General features: G+C 37.4%; 19 protein-coding genes and 1 pseudogene. 2 read left to right on the forward strand and 18 right to left on the reverse strand.

Annotation, left to right across the window (positions count from 1 at the left end):
- The first annotated feature begins 3 nt into the window (after positions 1-3).
- Positions 4-1,530: a GW domain-containing glycosaminoglycan-binding protein gene (locus tag AB2Q86_RS13505; RefSeq protein WP_012582426.1), complete on the forward strand. Its 1,527-nt coding sequence runs from the start codon at positions 4-6 to the stop codon at positions 1,528-1,530.
- 42 nt (positions 1,531-1,572) lie between these two features.
- On the opposite strand, the gene AB2Q86_RS13510 is transcribed toward AB2Q86_RS13505, so the two are convergent.
- From AB2Q86_RS13510 to AB2Q86_RS13520, 3 genes are all read right to left on the reverse strand, one after another.
- Positions 1,573-2,424 carry an aldo/keto reductase gene (locus AB2Q86_RS13510; RefSeq protein ID WP_012582425.1) on the reverse strand — a complete coding sequence of 284 codons (852 nt, stop codon included), beginning with the start codon at positions 2,422-2,424 and terminating at the stop codon, positions 1,573-1,575.
- A gap of 21 nt (positions 2,425-2,445) precedes the next feature.
- Positions 2,446-2,868, reverse strand: coding sequence for a MerR family transcriptional regulator (locus AB2Q86_RS13515; protein WP_012582424.1), 423 nt, complete (start codon positions 2,866-2,868; stop codon positions 2,446-2,448).
- Between the two features lie 121 nt (positions 2,869-2,989).
- A complete protein-coding gene (locus AB2Q86_RS13520; RefSeq protein ID WP_012582423.1) occupies positions 2,990-3,352 on the reverse strand; it encodes a hypothetical protein in 363 nt (120 codons plus the stop codon).
- A 243-nt stretch (positions 3,353-3,595) separates the two neighbouring features.
- On the opposite strand from AB2Q86_RS13520, the gene AB2Q86_RS13525 reads away from it, so the two are divergent.
- The gene (locus AB2Q86_RS13525) at positions 3,596-4,465 is read left to right on the forward strand and encodes a DUF4969 domain-containing protein (RefSeq protein WP_012582422.1); all 870 of its coding nucleotides are present in this window, start codon (positions 3,596-3,598) and stop codon (positions 4,463-4,465) included.
- A 140-nt stretch (positions 4,466-4,605) separates the two neighbouring features.
- Here the strand turns inward: AB2Q86_RS13525 and rpsI are convergent.
- The 15 genes and pseudogenes from rpsI to AB2Q86_RS13600 all read right to left on the reverse strand — a co-directional run.
- Positions 4,606-4,671: pseudogene (rpsI, locus tag AB2Q86_RS13530) on the reverse strand (30S ribosomal protein S9); the annotation flags it as partial.
- A gap of 390 nt (positions 4,672-5,061) precedes the next feature.
- Entirely contained in the window at positions 5,062-5,496 is a 435-nt protein-coding gene (locus tag AB2Q86_RS13535; protein ID WP_012582421.1) for a hypothetical protein, read from the reverse strand.
- Positions 5,497-5,514: 18 nt separating this feature from the next.
- Positions 5,515-6,459: an N-acetylmuramoyl-L-alanine amidase gene (locus AB2Q86_RS13540; RefSeq protein ID WP_012582420.1), complete on the reverse strand. Its 945-nt coding sequence runs from the start codon at positions 6,457-6,459 to the stop codon at positions 5,515-5,517.
- Positions 6,452-6,712 carry a phage holin gene (locus tag AB2Q86_RS13545; RefSeq protein ID WP_012582419.1) on the reverse strand — a complete coding sequence of 87 codons (261 nt, stop codon included), beginning with the start codon at positions 6,710-6,712 and terminating at the stop codon, positions 6,452-6,454. Before AB2Q86_RS13545 ends, AB2Q86_RS13540 begins: the two co-directional genes overlap by 8 nt.
- 20 nt (positions 6,713-6,732) lie before the next feature.
- A complete protein-coding gene (locus AB2Q86_RS13550) occupies positions 6,733-7,137 on the reverse strand; it encodes a hypothetical protein (protein WP_012582418.1) in 405 nt (134 codons plus the stop codon).
- A complete protein-coding gene (locus tag AB2Q86_RS13555; RefSeq protein ID WP_003743972.1) occupies positions 7,116-7,559 on the reverse strand; it encodes a hypothetical protein in 444 nt (147 codons plus the stop codon). Before AB2Q86_RS13555 ends, AB2Q86_RS13550 begins: the two co-directional genes overlap by 22 nt.
- A gap of 36 nt (positions 7,560-7,595) precedes the next feature.
- Positions 7,596-7,754: a CD1375 family protein gene (locus AB2Q86_RS13560; protein ID WP_012582417.1), complete on the reverse strand. Its 159-nt coding sequence runs from the start codon at positions 7,752-7,754 to the stop codon at positions 7,596-7,598.
- 4 nt (positions 7,755-7,758) lie between these two features.
- Positions 7,759-8,037 (reverse strand): hypothetical protein, encoded by a 279-nt coding sequence (locus AB2Q86_RS13565; protein WP_012582416.1) that lies wholly within the window; start codon positions 8,035-8,037, stop codon positions 7,759-7,761.
- Complete coding sequence (locus tag AB2Q86_RS13570; RefSeq protein WP_012582415.1) at positions 8,034-9,119, reverse strand: BppU family phage baseplate upper protein; 1,086 nt, start codon at positions 9,117-9,119, stop codon at positions 8,034-8,036. Before AB2Q86_RS13570 ends, AB2Q86_RS13565 begins: the two co-directional genes overlap by 4 nt.
- The gene (locus AB2Q86_RS13575) at positions 9,116-10,141 is read right to left on the reverse strand and encodes a hypothetical protein (protein ID WP_012582414.1); all 1,026 of its coding nucleotides are present in this window, start codon (positions 10,139-10,141) and stop codon (positions 9,116-9,118) included. Before AB2Q86_RS13575 ends, AB2Q86_RS13570 begins: the two co-directional genes overlap by 4 nt.
- Positions 10,142-11,164 (reverse strand): phage tail protein, encoded by a 1,023-nt coding sequence (locus AB2Q86_RS13580; protein WP_012582413.1) that lies wholly within the window; start codon positions 11,162-11,164, stop codon positions 10,142-10,144.
- Positions 11,165-11,178: 14 nt separating this feature from the next.
- Entirely contained in the window at positions 11,179-12,006 is an 828-nt protein-coding gene (locus tag AB2Q86_RS13585; protein WP_012582412.1) for a phage tail family protein, read from the reverse strand.
- Complete coding sequence (locus tag AB2Q86_RS13590; RefSeq protein ID WP_012582411.1) at positions 12,003-17,369, reverse strand: tape measure protein; 5,367 nt, start codon at positions 17,367-17,369, stop codon at positions 12,003-12,005. Before AB2Q86_RS13590 ends, AB2Q86_RS13585 begins: the two co-directional genes overlap by 4 nt.
- Positions 17,370-17,379: 10 nt before the next feature.
- Entirely contained in the window at positions 17,380-17,979 is a 600-nt protein-coding gene (locus AB2Q86_RS13595; protein ID WP_003735024.1) for a Gp15 family bacteriophage protein, read from the reverse strand.
- 5 nt (positions 17,980-17,984) lie between these two features.
- Positions 17,985-18,407 carry a phage tail assembly chaperone gene (locus AB2Q86_RS13600; RefSeq protein ID WP_003769943.1) on the reverse strand — a complete coding sequence of 141 codons (423 nt, stop codon included), beginning with the start codon at positions 18,405-18,407 and terminating at the stop codon, positions 17,985-17,987.
- Between the last annotated feature and the right edge of the window lie 30 nt (positions 18,408-18,437).

Raw genomic sequence — 18,437 nt, forward strand, 5'->3', positions numbered from 1 at the left:
AATTTGGATAGAAAGTTTATAAAACCAGGGATAATTCTGCTGATTGTGGCATTTTTGGTGGTTTCCATAAATGTTGGTGCAGAAACAGGAGGTAACAGAACTGCTCAAGCTAATCTGACTACTTCGCAACAAGCTTTCATTGATGAAATTTTACCAGCGGCACAGGATGGATATCGTGATGGTAAATTACTTACGAGTGTAACGCTTGCTCAAGCTATTTTGGAATCTAATTGGGGTGAAAGTGGACTAAGCCAGAACTCTAATAACTTATTCGGAATTAAAGGAGCTTATGAAGGAAAATCGGTCTCAATGGGAACGATGGAAGCATCCGGCGCTACTACCGCTAATTTCCGTGTTTACCCTAGTTGGAAAGAATCAATTGAAGATCACACTGCCTTAATTACTGAAAATGAGCGTTATCAAGGTGCAGTTGGTGAAACGGATTATCGCAAAGCATTGCAAGCTATTAAAGATGGTGGTTATGCGACGGATCCGGATTATGTTTCTAAACTAGTAGCAATTATTGAACGCTACAACTTAGATGCGTACGATGTTATTTACGATAAAATCGAGTCTAATCAGGCGCTGACAGCTATCGGAACAGTTGCTGATACTAAAGAACAAGAGGTTATTTACTCAGCACCGTACAATACTGAGAATGCAAGTGAAGTTGGAACCCTAAAGAATTATACAGGTCGTAACTTAGAAATTTCTTGGGAAGCTAAAACAGGAAAAGGTCTATGGTACTTTATTCGTGAAAACAATGAAGATATCGGTTGGGTAAATAGCAGCGCTCTAAACATCAGCTATCATCAAAAAGAAGATGAAAACGTTCAATTAACTAAATATGTAGATGATTTAAACGCACATATTTACCGATTGCCAAATCCTGAAAAGCAATTCGATAACGGTACTATCGCAAAATATGATAGAAAAGCCCTTCAAGCAGATAAAAAAATCACTCGTGGCGGCTATGCTTGGTTCCGACTTTCAGAAGGTGGAGAAACAATCGGCTGGGTTCGTGCTGATAAGTTAAATGATCGCCTATTCGATCGCATTACCGAGCAAACCTCCTACGACGGTTACGCTATTGTAAGTAAATCAGCGACTGATAATGTATGGAGTGAGCCATTCAACACAAAAAACGCAGAAAAATTAGCGCCACTTACTGATTATGATAATGAAAAATTAGAACTAGTGACTCGCGCTAAAGTCGGAAATACACTTTGGTATCAGTTCAAACTAGATGGAAAAGTTGTTGGCTGGGCTAGCGAAAAAGACTTAAATGTTTTTTACACTCCCGCTAAAGAAGAACCAGTAAAACAAGTTGCCTACGTGAAAGATCCAACTGCAAAGCTTTACAATAAACCAGTAGAATCAACAAGCACTAACCCAAAAGCAGTTGGTTTCTATTATGGGAAGTTATTAGCAGTTGATAAAACAGCCAATATTCTCGGGGAAGATTGGCTGCATGTTAAAGACAGTCATAACTCACTAGGATGGATCAAAGCTAACGATATTAATGGTTAAATAAAAAACGAGGTCTGCGTAGTTGCAGAACCTCGTTTTAATTTATACATTCAGTTTACGACTAGCCATCCATTTCACCATTTCCGGATCCGCATGTGAGAAGAACTGGCTTTCCCCTTGGTCAATGCCGGCAATTTCTTCCTTATCTGCTTCCGTTAATTCAAAATCAAATATAGCCAAATTTTGCGCCATTCTTTCTGGTTTTACAGATTTAGCTAAGACGATAATATCTTGCTCTACTAGCCAACGCAAAATTACTTGAGCGGCTGATTTTCCATATTTTGCACCAATTTTTGTTAAAACTGGATTATTAAAGATATCATTTTTCCCTTCCGCAAATGGTGCCCATGCTTCTATTGCAACCCCTTCTTTTCTTAAAATAGCTAGATTCGCTGTCTGTTGTTGGAATGGATTAACTTCAATTTGATTAACTTGCGGCGTTACTTCATTGAACGCAGCTAGGTCAACTACGCGATCCGGGCTAAAATTCGATACGCCAATTGCTCTAATTTTTCCTGATGCCTGTAATTCCTCCATCGCTATCCATGCCCTGTATACATCGTTGAAAGGTTGATGAATTAGCAGCAAATCAATGTAATCCAACCCTAAACGTTTTAACGACCGGTCAAATGAGCTCATAACACCTTTATAACTCACATTTTCCACCCATATTTTTGTCGTGATGAATAGTTCTTTACGATCCACGCCAGATGCCGCAATCCCGCGACCTACAGCTTCTTCATTCATATAACTTTGCGCCGTATCAATGTGACGATAGCCCGTTTTAATCGCATCTTTTACCGCTTGTTCCGCTTCAGCAGCATCTGTAATTTGATATGTCCCAAATCCTAAAATAGGTACTTCTACACCATTGTTTAATTTCACTGTTTTCATTTAAAAATCCTCCTCTTATCTTTAAAATTTGTCCCGTTCCCATAATTTTTCAACATTATCTGCATTTAATTCGCCAGCTTTAAACTGCGCAATGTGACTATCGTACGAATCGATTTTGTACACGAGTAATTCTCTGACCTTCTTCATCTCGGCAAATTTTTCGTCTAATTCTTTTAGTTGGTCAACCAGTACTTGTTTTTGCGCCGCTTCGACATTTTGCGTCTCTCTGAGTTGCGCAAGTGTTGCAAACTCAATTAACGATTCTACCGATAATCCCGCATTCCGTAAATTCTTCACGAGATAAACCCAGTTCAAGTCACTCGTTTTATAGTCCCGGTAACCACTTTCGTTACGATGGACTGGCGGAATAACACCGACCCGCTCATAATAACGCAACGTATCTACTGTTAAACCAAACATATCAGCCGCTTGTTTGATATTCATCCTCCATCACCTCGTTTCGTTCTTTACATTTAGAATTATAAACCCTGGAGTTCACACCAAGGCAAGGAATTTGAGTTTATTTTTTTAAGAAAAGAAAAAACTCTCTGCGGACGAGAGAGTTTTATTTGTTTAGCAGGAGGATTTTTTGTACGTATTTTGGGTCTATTTGGGCTGGCGAGGTTTCTTGGATTTGGAAATCTTTTGTTAAAATGATTTTTATATTGTCATTTTTGTTTAGTTCGGTTCGTTTTATTTTGTTTCCCGTTTCGTCATGGTACTTTTCACTGATGTGGAACCGCACACTCAGTTCTGGCGTGTTATTATCGTTTTTTATTTTGAAATTTTTGATTAAAATAGATTCCGTTTCTACTTGTTCAATTGTGCCGGTAGCTTCCGTGGTTTGTCTAGGGGTTTCTTTTGTAGTGGTTGAGCAGGCGGTTAGCAGGAGTGCGCAAAAAATAAAAATGATTGAGGTTTTTTTCATGGTTGAGGGCCCCTTTTTATTTCTTTTATTTTAACCCAATAAATATCGACACTGAAATCATAGCATAAAAATGCACTAAATAACTATGGTCCGACTGAAATTTCTAAACTGATTAATCGTTAAATAGAAAACTAAGTTATTTAATAAAGCATCATATGTGGCACATTTAAAAAAAACAAGGTTAATCATGTTATAATAACCGTTCTGTATATTTATATCTAAACACAAAAGGAGCCGGAAAAGATGAAAAAAAGAGGTTTATTGTTGGTAAGTATTTTAATGCTTTTCAGTTTTTTGACAGTAGCATGTGGGAGTTCTGAAGATAACGAAAAAAGTGGGGAGAAAAGTACGAAAGAAATTGAACTTACCGTTGACGACCCTATTTTACAAACCAATGAAAATGGTGAAGCAACAATAGAGGGAACTGTAGATCCTAAATCCAAATTAACCATTGATGGTAAAGCCGTAAAAAAAGATGACAGCGGGAGATTTACTTATACTTACAGTTTAACTAACGATAATGTTGCAGAAGTTGATGTCAAACTTCTAGCGGTCAGAAAAAATTACAAAGATGAAAAGTACACTATAACTATTACTAACAATTCAAAAGCATATAACGACAACATGGCAAAGCAAGAGGCAATACAAAAAGAAGAAGCCGATAAAGCTGAAAAGGAACGTAAAGAAGCGGAGGAAAAAGCAAAACAAGAAGAAGAAGCTGCCGCTGCAAAAGCTGTAACGACTGATGAAAACACTCCTTCCGATGATACCGTATATGGTACTTTAGCCAGCAAAGATACTTTAACAAAAGAGGGAGATGCATTTTATAAAGATGAAGAACTTGATGTACTCTATTCTACAGTAGAAAACGATGAAATTTTTCAAGTACTTATACAATTAGGAGATGAAAGTACAATTCGAAAAGATTTAGATAAAAATCATTTAACAGAATTAGCAAGAGGTTATATGGAATCCGATGCCACTCTTATACAAACTGTTTCTGATGAATCCTTTGTTTATGAATCTCCATCTATAAATAAAACATATACAGTAGATTATATGTTAAACGATGAAGGTTATGTTATTGCGGTTTATGTTACACAAGCAATGTGACTAGAAAAAAACTTTAAGTTATACAACTTTTAATTAAAAATATACTATTACAAAAAAATCCTTAAGGGCTTTTTTGTTTTTTATTTAACTCAACTAAACAAAAAAAGCACCAGCAAAAGCTGGTGCTTTGAAACGACATATTAACGTTTTGAGAACTGAGGTGCACGACGCGCGCCTTTAAGTCCGTATTTTTTACGTTCTTTCATGCTATGTAAAAAATAGATTTTGTTCTAGTTTCTTCTATATAATAAAACCGCTTAATCAATAATTTATTCCAAATAAATATTAACTGTAATTAACTGTGATTCAAATTAAATTATGCCAAAAGCTATGCCACTATCTAAATCTACTATGCCAAATTTGAAATCTATGAAAATCTATGCAATAATATTCACATGAACGATACTATCGTTCACTCAATTATTTCATTCATCTCATTTAGCTGTTTGACATCCCTTTAAAAATAAATGAACATAACAGCGCCCCGAAAAAATTCGGGGTTTTTTTATTTATTAGTAGACATTATCAAAATCGCATATTGCAATGTAAATGCAAAAAAAGACCCCTTAACTTCGTTGTTAAGGGGTCTTTTTTATTTATAATGTTGTAAATTTAGCGATGTTGTCATAAGCCATTTTATCCACTCTAATGTAATCAGAAGTCTTGATATAAAACGACCAGAACCAACCATCGTTTTCAACAGCGCAACGCACCCAACCATTTTTTAAACTTGACGGTAAAACTCTAATAATTTCATTCTGTGAAATCTTTATAGTTCCTGCGCCGTTCGGTTTCGAGGGGATTTTTTTAGTTGTTTTTGAAACAGCGGCAACCCAGCCGTTAGAGTTCACAGGGCAAAGTCTATCTGTTAAAGATGTATAACCTTTTATTTTCCGGAAGATTACATATCCCCCACCTTCGTATTTCAAAATAGCTCCGCGCGGCAAATAGCCGACGATTTTCCTGTTTTTACCAGATTTTACATTATATATTGGCAAACTACCATAAACGCATATATCTTTTTGACTCATCTTGTTGCCCCCTGCTTTTTATTTTAAGAAATAGTTAGCTGTGTAGTACCAACCGTCTTTGTCATACCATAACTCTAAATAACCTTTTTTATTGTCGTACCAAGAAAGTTTTGTTCCAGGCTTGTACCATTTGATTTTGCCTGAATTCAGTCGCGTGTTATCCCAGACTGGAATACGTAAAGCATCCTTGCTTTTAATTTTTACAGGAATACGCCCTTTTACATCTTTTTTGCCGTTACTAACACAGAAATCTTTGTAAATGTAGCATAGTTTATCGTTAATATAAGCTTTATACCAATATTTATTACATTCATAAACTAGCAATGAGCTACTTGCCTTATACATCTTAACAGGACTAGATTTAAAATCCATTTTGGGTAGCATTGGTACGCTATCTACTACTGCCCCACTATGACGGTTCGGATTTTTTGCGGCTACTGTTTTACCAGTCAATCCCTCCGCGATAGCAATGCCCAGCTTATCATACATACTAGATTTATGGATTGCCGCCGCATCTTCTTTTCTATCAACAAAACATACTTCTAATAGAACAGCTGTACCTTTAGTTGAGTTCAAGAAACGTAAATCTTTCGACGGTTTTGCACCTCGATTCGGTAGCCCTAACGCTTTCGCCATTTTCGCACTAATATCCTCCGCTAGTTTGCGACCTTTTTCATCGCCTGTATAGTACCAAACTTCAACCCCGGTTCCTTTTCCAGCGTTCAAGTGTACACTTACATGCACGTCCGCTGGATTAGAATTGTGCCAATTGACAATTTTATTCAGATTAGCGTTTTGGGTTGTACTTGTTCTATCAATAAATGTTTTAACATTATGCCCTTCTCTTTTTAGTTCATCGCTTGCGGCGTTTAAAACTTTTTCAGCTTCTTTAATTTCGCTTAAAATATCCTCTGCACCAACGCATTTATCTGAGTGACCTCGCGACATACTATAATTACTCATTACTATCATCCTTTCTATTTTGAACTAGCTCGCTATCATTAACGCCCTTTGTTGTAGGGTCATTAACTACACCTAATACACCAAGTAACAGGAATACTGAATTTACAAAATCTAATGCTTGTTTGTTAATCGTATCCGCAGGAATTGTCACTCCAAACCATCCCAGTACTTGCTGCACTAAAACAAGAATTAGCGGGATAACTGACACCCAAAAAACTTTTGACTTCATTCGTACTTTCCAGTTAATTTTCATTATTTTTTCTCACCTCCTTATTATTTCCAAAGCATAGGCGCTAAAGTAATAATCGTTGTGATTACTGCCCCTATCAATCCGATAATTGCTACTGTCACGCCTACATCACTCGTTTTTGCTTTTTCTTCATTTTCCGATTTTGCTTTAATTTCGGTTAGTTCGATATCGTGGTCATGTAGATGAATAGTAGTATCACTTGCAAAGCGGTCCAAAGTTGTCGCTGTTCTTTCTGTATTTTTTGCAATTTGATCTAGTGAGAGCGAGAGCGGTACAACAATATCTTTTAAATCATTCAAATCGTCACCTAATCCATCCACTTTATTCTCTATCTTTTCGATGTCTTTGGAGACTTCTGTTTTCAACTTACTTTCATGCTCTAATAATTCTAATCTTGTTACGTAACCTAATTGTTTTTCAGCTTCCACAGTTCGAAACCTCCCACTCCCGCGATGAATAAATTAAAACACGCACTCAAACCATAGCGAACTGGGAGCAACCACTGCGACTGACCTTCCGCGCTAGCAGATGCATAAAGAAATAATATAAATACACCTATGATTCCCCCAATTAGCATATTTATATATTTTGCTTTACTTGTTTGGAATATCGATATTAAAATCAAAACAGAACTTACTATGAAAAATAAGCCCCATGTATCCATGTTCATTAAACCATCCATCAGCTTGTAAGTATCACTTCCTTCAGCAACCGCGTCCCCTTTTAGTATTAAAAATGCGCCTGTTGCAAAACTAAACAGTGACACTTGCAATGAAAAAAGGATGCTAAAAACATCCTTATATGACTTTTCCAGCAATTGTTTTTTGAGGTTTTCCCACCATTTTCTCATCCACTCCACTTCCTATTTTTTGACATGAAAATAAGCCTATTCGGCTTCTGTTTCTTCTGATTGTATTCGTTCTTGTTCTAATCTCAATTCTTCCACTTTCTTTTTAACTTGATTACGTAATGTGGAAGGCACTTCTTCGATTTCTTTCCTTCCGTTCATCACTAGATTTACATAAATTGGTATCATATACGCCATTTTTTCACCCTAAATTACTTTCAAATAGTGCGGCTAAGGCCTCTTGGGTGAGTAGTAATTCCTCTCTTATTTTTTCGATTTCAGTTTGTTCAGGATGGATTTCATCTTGAAGCTTTTCGTATTGCTCTTGATCAAGAATAGCTTTTTTATTTATTACTTTTACACAAAATAACTTATTTACTGTACTTTCATCCGCTAATACATCAATAGTATTTTCTTCTTTTGAGTTACTCCATCCGTCAATATATCCGTCATTACCAACTGTTACATAGTGTATATTCATAGAAGAGCCACTACCTTTCTCATTACCGCTTGATTGTTTGTTCCAGTAGAATTGTCATCTGAACCAGTTAATTGAGTTGCTGAAACGTATAAATATTTGTGAACTGGACTATTATCCATCATTGCATCAAAATTATGCCCGCCGTATGTTTCTTTTGTTACTATCTGTGTACACCAATAGTAATCACGTGCTGCACCAGCACTATATTTAGACCAATAAATAATCCACGCCTTGCATTGGTTAAGAGGAATCGACGGTGTTACCGTCTGTGATGCTGACATATAAAATGAGCCAGTCCAAACAGTTTGCGTAATCTTGCTGTCAGTATATGCCTTCGCATCAGCTAAAGCTTGAGCTGCTTTTAAGCTCGCATCTGTTTTAGCATCACTAAGGGCTTTATCTGCTTTAGCCTGTGCGCTAGATACTGTTTCTTTGGCATTCCAGTTCGTTTTATCTGCTGATGAAACATGAATATCCGCATTATTTACATGTGCATTTAAGTCCGTTTTTTGCGCGAATTGCGAGGGCTGCATAGCATCAAATTGTGTTTTTAAATCATCCGCTTTTTTATCCACATCATCTAATTTGGCGTTTAATCTCTCGAACGATTCATCGAATATTTTTTCGTAATCATCCCAGCGCTCTACGTAAAATTCTGCCACCGGGAAAAAGTCGCTATCGATTAATGCTTTTTTTATCTCAAAACTGAATTTATACACCCGCATCGCTTGACTGTTTTTGTATTTTATATATAATTCAGCAATAGCAGTGCCAGCGTGAGATATTTGGGAGTCTGTAAGTGCGTATTCTGCAATTCCTCGCACTCCATCGGTGATTGTTGGTTTCACAAGATACTTGCTCTCTGACTCTGTTCCTTTCGCTAAAATCATAGCAAGCTCTAATTCAGCAGCAGACGATAATCCTAAATCTTGATTATCTTTATCTATATTAAAAATAAGTCTAGCTGTCCCTCCTGTATCTCGCGTATAAAAAACAGCTTTTTGAAGTGGTTTATCTTCTTCTGTTGTGACGTTAAAATCATATATTCCGTTTTTGTGAATAGCGTTTTCAGTTTCAGTCATGTTCTAACCACTCCTCCGCCACTAAGACGTGTTGGAATATCCGCTTCCCAAGTTCCGCTACTCAAATTGAAAATATCGGCACTTTGAGGATACAAACCGATTGCGCTTTTTGCCCCATGAACGATATTCTGAACCTCGACTCTAGCAGTGTTATAACCGCGCACATCGACGTTTTGCGAAGCGAAGTAACAGCCGTTAACGTCAGCAGAACAAGCATCAATAAACACCGCGGTGAACGGGTCTATTGCTTTAGTGTTGAAGGCCATCCTACATTTTGAAATTCTTACAAAACCGCATCTTATTGCTTTGATAAAGTAGTTTTTTGTTGTTCCTGCTGTGTTAGTTTCTTCTAAACCAGCAATATATAGATAACCGTTGCTTCCTGTCGCAGAAATACTTCTAACTTGGCATCCGGTGCTGCTGGTAGGGTCTACTGTTTCAAAGTTTGTAGATCTAATATAGATATCTCCGCCCATAATCGGTGGAATGACTACGTCTTCATTATAGCGACCAGGAACAATCCAGATATTCACAGAGTTACTATTTAGCACACGAGGCAAAGTCATTACCGCTTTATTTATTGTTTTAAAAGGTGCATCAATTTCACCAGTTCCTGCTATATCGTCGCCTCTTGCATCATCCACAAATATTTCAATGTTGCTGCTATCTAAGCCATATAAACGCTTTAAAATGGTATCTATATCGTTGTACTTATCCATTAGGTCATAAACGTTCGTTGAAAGCTTCCCAATACCTGAAACCAACGCATTTTCCGCGTAATTTATTCTATCGTTTAATGTTGTGAATTCAGTTTCTGGAACCAGAGAAGAAACGCGTGCGTCTACTACTTCATTCGATTCATTCCCGCCGGATTTAATAACTAAGTTAGATATACGTTGATTTACATGCGTCATATCTTGATTAGCTTTTTCAAGGCTTCCAGCTAGTTTTACTAAATTATCGTTATAGTCTTGCTGTAGTTCTGAGTTCATTAGTGGGTCTTGCCATTTTTTAAAATCCATCTATTTTGCTCCTTTCTTAATCGCTTTTGCTAGTTGGACCATGATGGAAACCATCGTTTTTTTATTATTCGAGAGCGTTAGTTCTGGTGGTTTGTTTGTAAAAATGTATTTCTTATAAGCAACTATTTGCACTTCGTATAAAAGGCCTAGCGGTTCATAAACAAACATCACATAATCGCCTTTTCCGCATTCGTATTTAAGCTTTAAAGAGATATTCCCCGTAGTTGCTGGATAATCTTGCAGTTCAAGCTTCAAACGTCTTAGCATACTGCTAGAAGTCGTATAGCGCTCGTCTGATAGCGGTTCTTGTATTCTCACGCCCCATTTAGCTGATTCCGGACTGGTATAAGTAACTGGCGGAAAGTAGTTATTTCCGTTGCTGTCGACTTTGCCATATCCCCGAATTTGCGTTTTTAAGGATAACGTATCAATATCAAAATCGACTTCGTTTGTGTGCTTGTTGTAGCGAATTTCGTTTTCTGTATGCTCTCCGTAGTCTTCGCTTGGAATGAAAGTCAAACGCTTGTTGTCCGCTAACATAACCAGCTTATAATCTTCTAACACTTCTTGAACTAGTTTTAGTAAATTACCATTGCCAAAATTTTCTTGTGTAATATTTTCTAAAACCTTATTTTTGTCAATGAGTTCAAAGCTAAAACCTTGTTTATCAGCTGCGAAAATATGTGTCAAACAATCTTTTGCACTCTTAGAACCCGAAATAGCGTTGTACTGGTAATCATCTTGCATCGTGAAATAAATATGCGTTGCTATGACTTCTGAATAAACTATTTTCCCAACTGCTCCCCGTTTTAGCTGCTTAACAACAAATTCTTGGCCATCGAGATAAACAGAACTTTCATGATTTAATAAGTCGAAAACATCTTGATTATTTCTTGTTTTCTCTACATAAAAATCTAGTTGCCACTGCTGATTTTCGACCCATGTTTCTGAAAAAGAAGTAGGGTCAAAGCCTGTTAAAATCTCTTTGTATTGCTTTTCGTAGTCACTTACAAATATGTCCATTTTCTCACCCACTCTTATTTATATAAAAACGGAAAATCCCACGTTGTTTCGATATTGCTTACATTCTCGATTTCGATTTCATTTTCACCAGATAATAACGAAATAAGACCGAGATTTGTTTTCCGGCCGCAACGCACTCCGTTTTTCAAGATGTTACTGCCGTCCAGTTCGATCGTGTCATAAGCGTAGATTTTCTCATTGAATACGAATTTTTCACCAGTAGATTTGTTGTTTATTGTTAATAGCCCATCACTTCGACAGTTCTTAATAGTAATTCTTAAATCGTGCATTCTAGGGTCAATATCGAAGCTCCCTGCGTTATACACAATAAATCTGTTTGATGTGTGCCTATACTTATAATTTCGCGATACAATACCTTGCCCCGCTTGCCATATCCCTTCGCTGAAAGCAAAAGGAGAAAGGCTAGTGCCTAGCGATTCGCTAAATCCTTTAAAGACTTCAAATGTTAGCGTAAACTGCGCATGTCCAGCCGCTTTTCTTTCTACATCAAAAGCGCCCGGATGAACGCAATATTTTTTTCCGGGCGTTTTCGTATGAAAAATGTAGTATTCTTTTCTGATAAAAATATCCTCGAATAATTCATCAAGTCGAACGTGATAATCTACATTTCCGTTCGTTGTAAATCTGCATGTAAATTCAATATCAAAGCTATCGAAATTACTATCACTCGAACGATTGCCGTCGCTAAACTCATAGCTAGTATAATTATTGATAATTTGAGGACTAGCGCGGCTTACTTCACTTATTTCAAAGTTATGTTTTTCGTTTAACTTGATAATTTTATTCGCTTGCATTAAATATAAATCTGTTTTTTTGTTCAAAGTAAGCCACCTCCGTAAAGTCCTAAATTACCCATCGTACCTATTCTATTGTTTGCATTTTCTGCTAAATTTTTACCATCGACGTTAAAAATAATAGGTCTGTCCCCAGATTGTTGAATTGCCTTGATTAAATCTGCATTGCTAGACTCTTTTGTTTTGTTATCAATGATTGTTTTGACTGTGATAGTTCTGTTTAGATCTACGCTTTTTAGACCAAGCGCTTTTTCAGCTGAAATTTTCGGCAAAGTTATAGCCGGAACGGTCATATTAGAAGCAGCATTTACTACTTTATCAACCATTTTGTTAGTTGATTGCACCGCACCTTTAGCACCAGCTAAGACCCCATTTCCAAGACCGCCAGTAAAGAACTTACCTAACTCAACCGCAACACGTGAAGGCGAATGAATTCTAAGCGCCTTTTTCACCGAATTAGTGATTGTATTAGCGATGCTCTTAGCTGTGTTTTCTAGTTGCTTCTTCTGACTGTTAAGTCCGTTTATAAGTCCTTTCGCCGCGTTAATACCGGCACTATACATCGCATTAGCCGCTGTGTTACCCATTGACTTAGACGCTGAATTGATTTGATTCTGCGTGCTATTAATCGCCTTGATAGTCTTAGCATCAGATTTAGCAAGAGCTTGCGCATACGATGAACCATTTTCTACTCCCGATTCTAAGATGTCGCTTATAATGTCTTTACTAACGCCTTTTTTGCGCAATTTTTCCACATTCGCTTGAAAAGCTTTGATTTCTTTTAAGCGTTTCTGCATTTCTTGTTGAATCGATTTTGGATTATCTGGGTCTACGTTGCTAATAGATCCATAAGACTGCATTTTCTCAGTGATTGAAGCAGCATACTCTTTACTCTGCTTCGTCAAGTCTGCCATTTTTGTATTAGCGGCTTTTAATTGAGCGACTACTTTATCACGTTTCTTAGCTGTCGCTGCTAATTTGTTCGTTTGTTGAGCGATATAACCCTCGATGCTATTCAATGCTTTTGCTTGTTTAAGTTGCCCGGCACTCTTATTCTTAGAATGTAATCCCGCGTCAATCGCTGAGGATATCTTATCTTTCAATGTACTAGACAGTTTTTTGATTTGCGATTCAGTTCCAAGCGCCCCAGCAACAAGATTACTTGCCGCTTTCGTAACTGCTTTTGTTTTGCTCGCAATTCCCAGCGAATAACCAGAACCAAAATCGCCACCTAGTTTTTTAGATTTCTTAGAAGGTGAATGCGAGTCTTGTTTTTTCTGTACAGCTGCTAATGCTTTCGCTGCAATACTAGCAGCAGCTTCTCCTACAGCTCCCGCCCCGCTTCTAATTCCGTTCGCAAAACCTGCCGCGAAATCAGAACCAACTCCACTAGAATCAACCGAAGCTGCCCCGCTTTTCGCAGAACCTCCAACGCTTGTTCCAGCAGAAAACGCCCCATCTTTTCCGCCTAAAATACCGTTATTAAACCCTGAGCTGTTTTTCGAACCTGTCATTTTGAACAAATTCGGGTCAAACGCTCCGCTTTTCGCATTATTCTTGATTTCCTTACCAGCAGACTTATTTGCTTCAGCGGTGCTTTTCACACCTTTTGCTTGAGCATCTCCTGATTTTTTACCATTCTTTTCCATCTCTCCTGGTAATGGGTCAGCACCCATTTTTACGCCATCAAGAAGAAACTTTCCTGCTCCTTGAAAATCGCCTGATTTGATAGCTAAAAGGAATTGGTCTTTTCCGCTCTGACCATTCAAAAACATACTATTCGGAAGCCCTGAAATAGTATTTAAAACGTCGTCATTGATTTTTAATGCTGCTGTTGTGTAGTCTCCGCTTTGAAGTGCGGTTACAAACGCTTGTACTCCTTCGCCTCCGCGTTGACTCATGACAGCAGCTAGCCCGGCTAACGTATTATCAATGGAACCACTTACTTTTACAAAGTCTTGCCAAACGGCACCTAATTGTTCATCACTAATATTTCCCATTTCTGACAAACCTTTTGCAAAAGTTTCTGCGTTTAAAGTCCCGCCGTTCGCGATAATAGCATTCATTTCACTAGCCCATTTTTGTAAGTTTCCAGCTAATGTTTTGTTCTTCTTAGTTTGTTCGTCAATTTGAATTTGATAGTTTGCTTTTTCAGTTTCAGTTGTAGCATCGCTTTTTTTTCTTTTCAAATCAGCTAGTTCTTTTTCGCCTGTTTCAACGGCTTTTTTTCTATCGCCATATAAGCTTTTTTGCACTTCAATGCTTGTAGCGCGTTCTTTTTCGTTTAACGTCTTGCCGTTTGCTAATTTCAACAAGTTACCTTCTACATATAGTTGATTTTGTTTTGCTAACTCTGCTTGAATATCCGCCGTTTGTTGTTGTAAAAATTTCTTTTGTTGTGCCGTTAACTCTGTACCATCAACCCATTTATTATCTTTTAGTAGTTTTGCATAATCTGCTTGAAGAGTTAAAAGGGTACCGTTATTTTTGTCAATCTCTGCTACTAACGTTGCGTTTGCATCTGCTATAACTTTTTTACGTTTTTCTCCTTCAAGACTTTGTGCTTTTTCCATTGCTGCTGTGTATTTGTCTTGCGATTTTTGGGCTGATTCTTGATAATTGCTATATAGCTCCTTAGCAGCATTCAAAAATGATTTTGTTTTTTCGTTTAGTTTGTTCCCGTATTGATCAACGCCACCAGATAGCATAGTATCGATAGCTTGATTTGATTTAGAAACAGTTGCTTCTGTCTGCTTTGCTGTTGATTCAACTAATTTCAAGCTACTAGATATTTTTTTGTTCGACGTTTCCGCTTTTGTTCCAGTCTTTTCTGCTTCTCCTCCCATTTCTTTGAGCGATTCAATTGTCCCAGTTAGGGCATAATTATCTTTATTGAATGCGTCTTTAATTGCAGAACCAGCATCTACAAAAGCATCTTTTGATTGCTCAATGCTTTTCTTAGCACCTTTAAGGTCCCAATGTGCGGCTTGATTGGCTGCTTTTAGAGCATAATATAGACCTTGCAAAGCTTTAATAGCCACTAGAACTATTCTGGCTAGCACTTGAATAATATCAACGACAGTCGCTAGCACAATACCAAAAGCGACCCAAACGCCAACACCAACATATTTTAAGATATCTTTAAAACCGCTCCCTACAGGCTTCAAAGCAGATACAATTTGTTTAAAAACATCTACTATCTTGCCGAAAGAGTTTTTAACTGCATCGAACATTCCAGATAGAAAGCCTTTAATATTTGCTGTATTTTCTTTAAAAGCTGCATACATGCCATATAAAACTGCAATTACAGCGCCAATAACGGCGGCGATAACACCAAAAGCCGCCGTAGCTGAACCTAGAGCGACTTTCAAAGCCAAGAATGAGCCTCTAACTGTATTTATAATACTTCCAAGCAACGAACCGCTAGAAGCTAAACCTTTGATAGCTCCTACCAAACCAGCTATTTTAGAATAAACACTACTAATGATGTTAAATGCGATAAATCCAGCAGCCACTTTCGCTAAAATTGGAGCTAATTCGATTAGTACAGGTATTAATTCTTTTATTTTCTGAATCATATCAGAAAGCTTTTTCTGAAATTCTGGACTAGCTGTTACTGACGCAAACTGTTTAAATGCGTTTTTAGCAACATCTAGCGCTTGAATAATCGGGCCTTTTAAATTTTCTGCAATGTTGGCCAAGCTTTTAACTGCTGCTGTTTTCATGTTTGCAAATGACCCGCTAATAGTATTACCTGCTGTTTTTGCTAGACCCGCCATTTTAGCCGTGTTCCCAGCCATTCCAGTTGTTCCTTCTTCAATACCTTTTGTTAGCATTGCGATAGCTTTTGTTGATTCTAAAGATCCTTCGGAAACATATTTTTTCATTTCTCCAACGCTTTTCCCTGTGGAGTTAGCTAAAATTTGCCATGCAGGAACACCCGCGTCAACTAAGCGATTAATATCATCCGCATAAGCAACGCCAGACGCTTGTAACGCAGAAATTGCATCTGTCATCTGGTCAATTGATTCTGAACCGTTTCCGACCCCATAGGCAGCGTCAGCAATAGCGGTGAAAACAGGTTTTACATTCGCCGCTTTCATACCAGCCGCGACCATTTTTTTAGCACCTAACGCGACAGCATCTAATGCGATTGGTGTACCATCGATAGCAGCAGTTAAGTCTTTCATAACAAGTTGTGCATCTTTTGCAGAACCAGTAAGTACTGTTAAGGATTTAGTTGCTGTATCAATCGTATCAACACGACCGATTGCGCTACCTACCACGTTTTTTGTTGCTGCAATTAATCCAAACGCCGCTGCTAATTTGAGAATACTAAATCGAGCTTGTTCTGCCGGTCTTTCAACTGAATTTTTAAGCGCTTCACGCATCCCAGCGCCTGCACCTTTAGCTGCTGACCTAGCCGCATTAAAACCACTAACTAATCCATTTTTGATTAGTGAACCAGTATTTTTAGCAATGTTTCCGAGCCCTTTTAACGCTGATATTCCAACTTGACCAGCTGTTTTCGCTCCAGATTTAATTGCACTAAAACCAGTTGTTAGTGCTGTTTTTACGGTAGTTCCTGTTGTTTTCGCCGCACTCACTACTGCGCTAAACGCTGTTTTCATTGCGCTACTTATTGCTAACGCCGCTGATTTTGTTGCGTTAGGAATAGCTTTCACAGCGCTAATAGTTCCTTTTACGCTCATATAAGCAGCAACTACCACCGCTTTGTAAGCTACTACGAAACTGTTTTTCACTGTAACAGCTGCTGTTTTTGCTGCTCCAGGTATACTTTTAATTACATTTACAGAAGTTTGAGCAAAAGAAATAGCAGCCATTTTAGCTGCTTGTAAACTACTTACTAATGCTGATTTAATACTACTTCCAGCACTTTTAATTGCGCCGGGGATGGATTTAATGACATTAATTGATGTTTTGACAGCTGACACAATACTGCTTTGCACTGTCTTAGCAATTGAAAAGAAGCCGTTTTTGATATTAACCGCTGTGTTTTTTATGCTCGTTCCTAGATTTTTAACAGCTGTAATAGATGCTTTAGCAGCGTTTACGAATCCGGTTTTGACAGTTGAGGCGAGTTTGGATAATGCAGAACCAACATTTGCAGGCAATTCACGCATAAAGCTTAAACTAGCTTTTAAAGCATTTGATCCAGCATTTCCCATCGATTTAAACGCATTTACAAACGTGTCTTTTAATCGTTTTGATTGACTTGCAATATCAGATACCGCTTCTCTGTATGCTTTATCTAATGCCGCCCCCGCGTTAGTCCCCGCTTTTGCCAAATCTTTTTCGAACGTATCAAGCTGTTTGTCTGCTTTTGTATCGTCTAAACTAATCTCAATTACTACTGATCCATCACTCATGTTCTCACCTCTAATCTTTTAATTTGTAATGATTTTTCAACTTGATTAGTGCATCACGTTCTTTTTCCGTTCCCTTTCCACTTGGCAATTCAGCCTGTCGAATGCTCATGATAGATTTAATAGCTGTGTCGTCTCGCAAGCTCTCAAATAAAGCTCTAAACTTGTACCAGTGGAGCTTTCCCCGTACTTCTATTAAATCGATATTGTAATCTTGTAAAAATGAAGCAAAAATATAGTCACTATCTTGTGTTAGTGAATAATAAGCAGGTTCTTCGCCATCTTCATTGGTTGCGCTCGGCATTGGATTACCGTCTATATCGCACTGAATACCTTCGTCATTATCTTTAACTATATAATTTTCAAAGATATCAAGTAACACGATTGATTTTTCTTCTATATTCGAAAATGGGTTGTCTTCATCATAAGGGTTCCACGGCATTACATTTTCGAATAAAACATCAACTGCAAGGTTAACTCTAAAGTCATTTGTCAGCTGATTATTCTCTGTTAACTCAATTACTCGAAGTACATTATCAAAAGATAAATCAAGTTGATATTTTTCATTTTTATAAACGTAAATATCATCTATTCCATCAGCGAGAGAAAGCATTTATATCACTTCGCTTTTTTAGTCATTTTAGCTTGATATTTCTTTTGAATTTCATTTTGTTGTTTTTCTACTGAACCAACGATACTTTCTGCAACTTGATCATAAACTTGATACATTTTTAAAATATCTTTGCACTGCTTGTAACATTTAGCGAATGCTTCTTCATCATCTAATAAAACTGCATATGCTTCAGTTAAAGCCTCTTTTACATCTTCTTCTAAAGCAAAATAATCTTCTGAACTCATTTCGTCTGTATTATCAATGTTGTATTTATTTAACTTTTCCAGTTTCTTCTTGTACTTCTCATCCGCTTCAATCCATTTACGGCGCATTTCATCGCCTAACCCGACTTTAAACAGCTCCGTCCCAAGTTGAAATTCTTGATACGACTCTTCTAATTGAATATTAATTACATTATTTTGTGCCATTTATGTTTTCCTCCAATTTATAAGCCCCTA

The organism is Listeria monocytogenes, assembly GCF_041765605.1.
GTDB classification, from domain to species: Bacteria; Bacillota; Bacilli; order Lactobacillales; family Listeriaceae; genus Listeria; species Listeria monocytogenes_D.

Excerpts from the sequence above, each read along its gene's own strand:
- AB2Q86_RS13555 (WP_003743972.1), bottom strand. The coding sequence starts at position 7,559 with ATGAGAAAATGGTGGGAAAACCTCAAAAAACAATTGCTGGAAAAGTCA.
- AB2Q86_RS13575 (WP_012582414.1), bottom strand. The coding sequence starts at position 10,141 with ATGGATTTTAAAAAATGGCAAGACCCACTAATGAACTCAGAACTACAG.
- AB2Q86_RS13570 (WP_012582415.1), bottom strand. The coding sequence starts at position 9,119 with ATGACTGAAACTGAAAACGCTATTCACAAAAACGGAATATATGATTTT.
- AB2Q86_RS13520 (WP_012582423.1), bottom strand. The coding sequence starts at position 3,352 with ATGAAAAAAACCTCAATCATTTTTATTTTTTGCGCACTCCTGCTAACC.
- AB2Q86_RS13580 (WP_012582413.1), bottom strand. The coding sequence starts at position 11,164 with ATGGACATATTTGTAAGTGACTACGAAAAGCAATACAAAGAGATTTTA.
- AB2Q86_RS13595 (WP_003735024.1), bottom strand. The coding sequence starts at position 17,979 with ATGCTTTCTCTCGCTGATGGAATAGATGATATTTACGTTTATAAAAAT.
- AB2Q86_RS13560 (WP_012582417.1), bottom strand. The coding sequence starts at position 7,754 with ATGGCGTATATGATACCAATTTATGTAAATCTAGTGATGAACGGAAGG.
- AB2Q86_RS13600 (WP_003769943.1), bottom strand. The coding sequence starts at position 18,407 with ATGGCACAAAATAATGTAATTAATATTCAATTAGAAGAGTCGTATCAA.
- AB2Q86_RS13535 (WP_012582421.1), bottom strand. The coding sequence starts at position 5,496 with ATGAGTCAAAAAGATATATGCGTTTATGGTAGTTTGCCAATATATAAT.
- AB2Q86_RS13510 (WP_012582425.1), bottom strand. The coding sequence starts at position 2,424 with ATGAAAACAGTGAAATTAAACAATGGTGTAGAAGTACCTATTTTAGGA.
- AB2Q86_RS13525 (WP_012582422.1), top strand. The coding sequence starts at position 3,596 with ATGAAAAAAAGAGGTTTATTGTTGGTAAGTATTTTAATGCTTTTCAGT.
- AB2Q86_RS13590 (WP_012582411.1), bottom strand. The coding sequence starts at position 17,369 with ATGAGTGATGGATCAGTAGTAATTGAGATTAGTTTAGACGATACAAAA.
- AB2Q86_RS13545 (WP_012582419.1), bottom strand. The coding sequence starts at position 6,712 with ATGAAAATTAACTGGAAAGTACGAATGAAGTCAAAAGTTTTTTGGGTG.
- AB2Q86_RS13540 (WP_012582420.1), bottom strand. The coding sequence starts at position 6,459 with ATGAGTAATTATAGTATGTCGCGAGGTCACTCAGATAAATGCGTTGGT.
- AB2Q86_RS13515 (WP_012582424.1), bottom strand. The coding sequence starts at position 2,868 with ATGAATATCAAACAAGCGGCTGATATGTTTGGTTTAACAGTAGATACG.
- AB2Q86_RS13565 (WP_012582416.1), bottom strand. The coding sequence starts at position 8,037 with ATGAATATACACTATGTAACAGTTGGTAATGACGGATATATTGACGGA.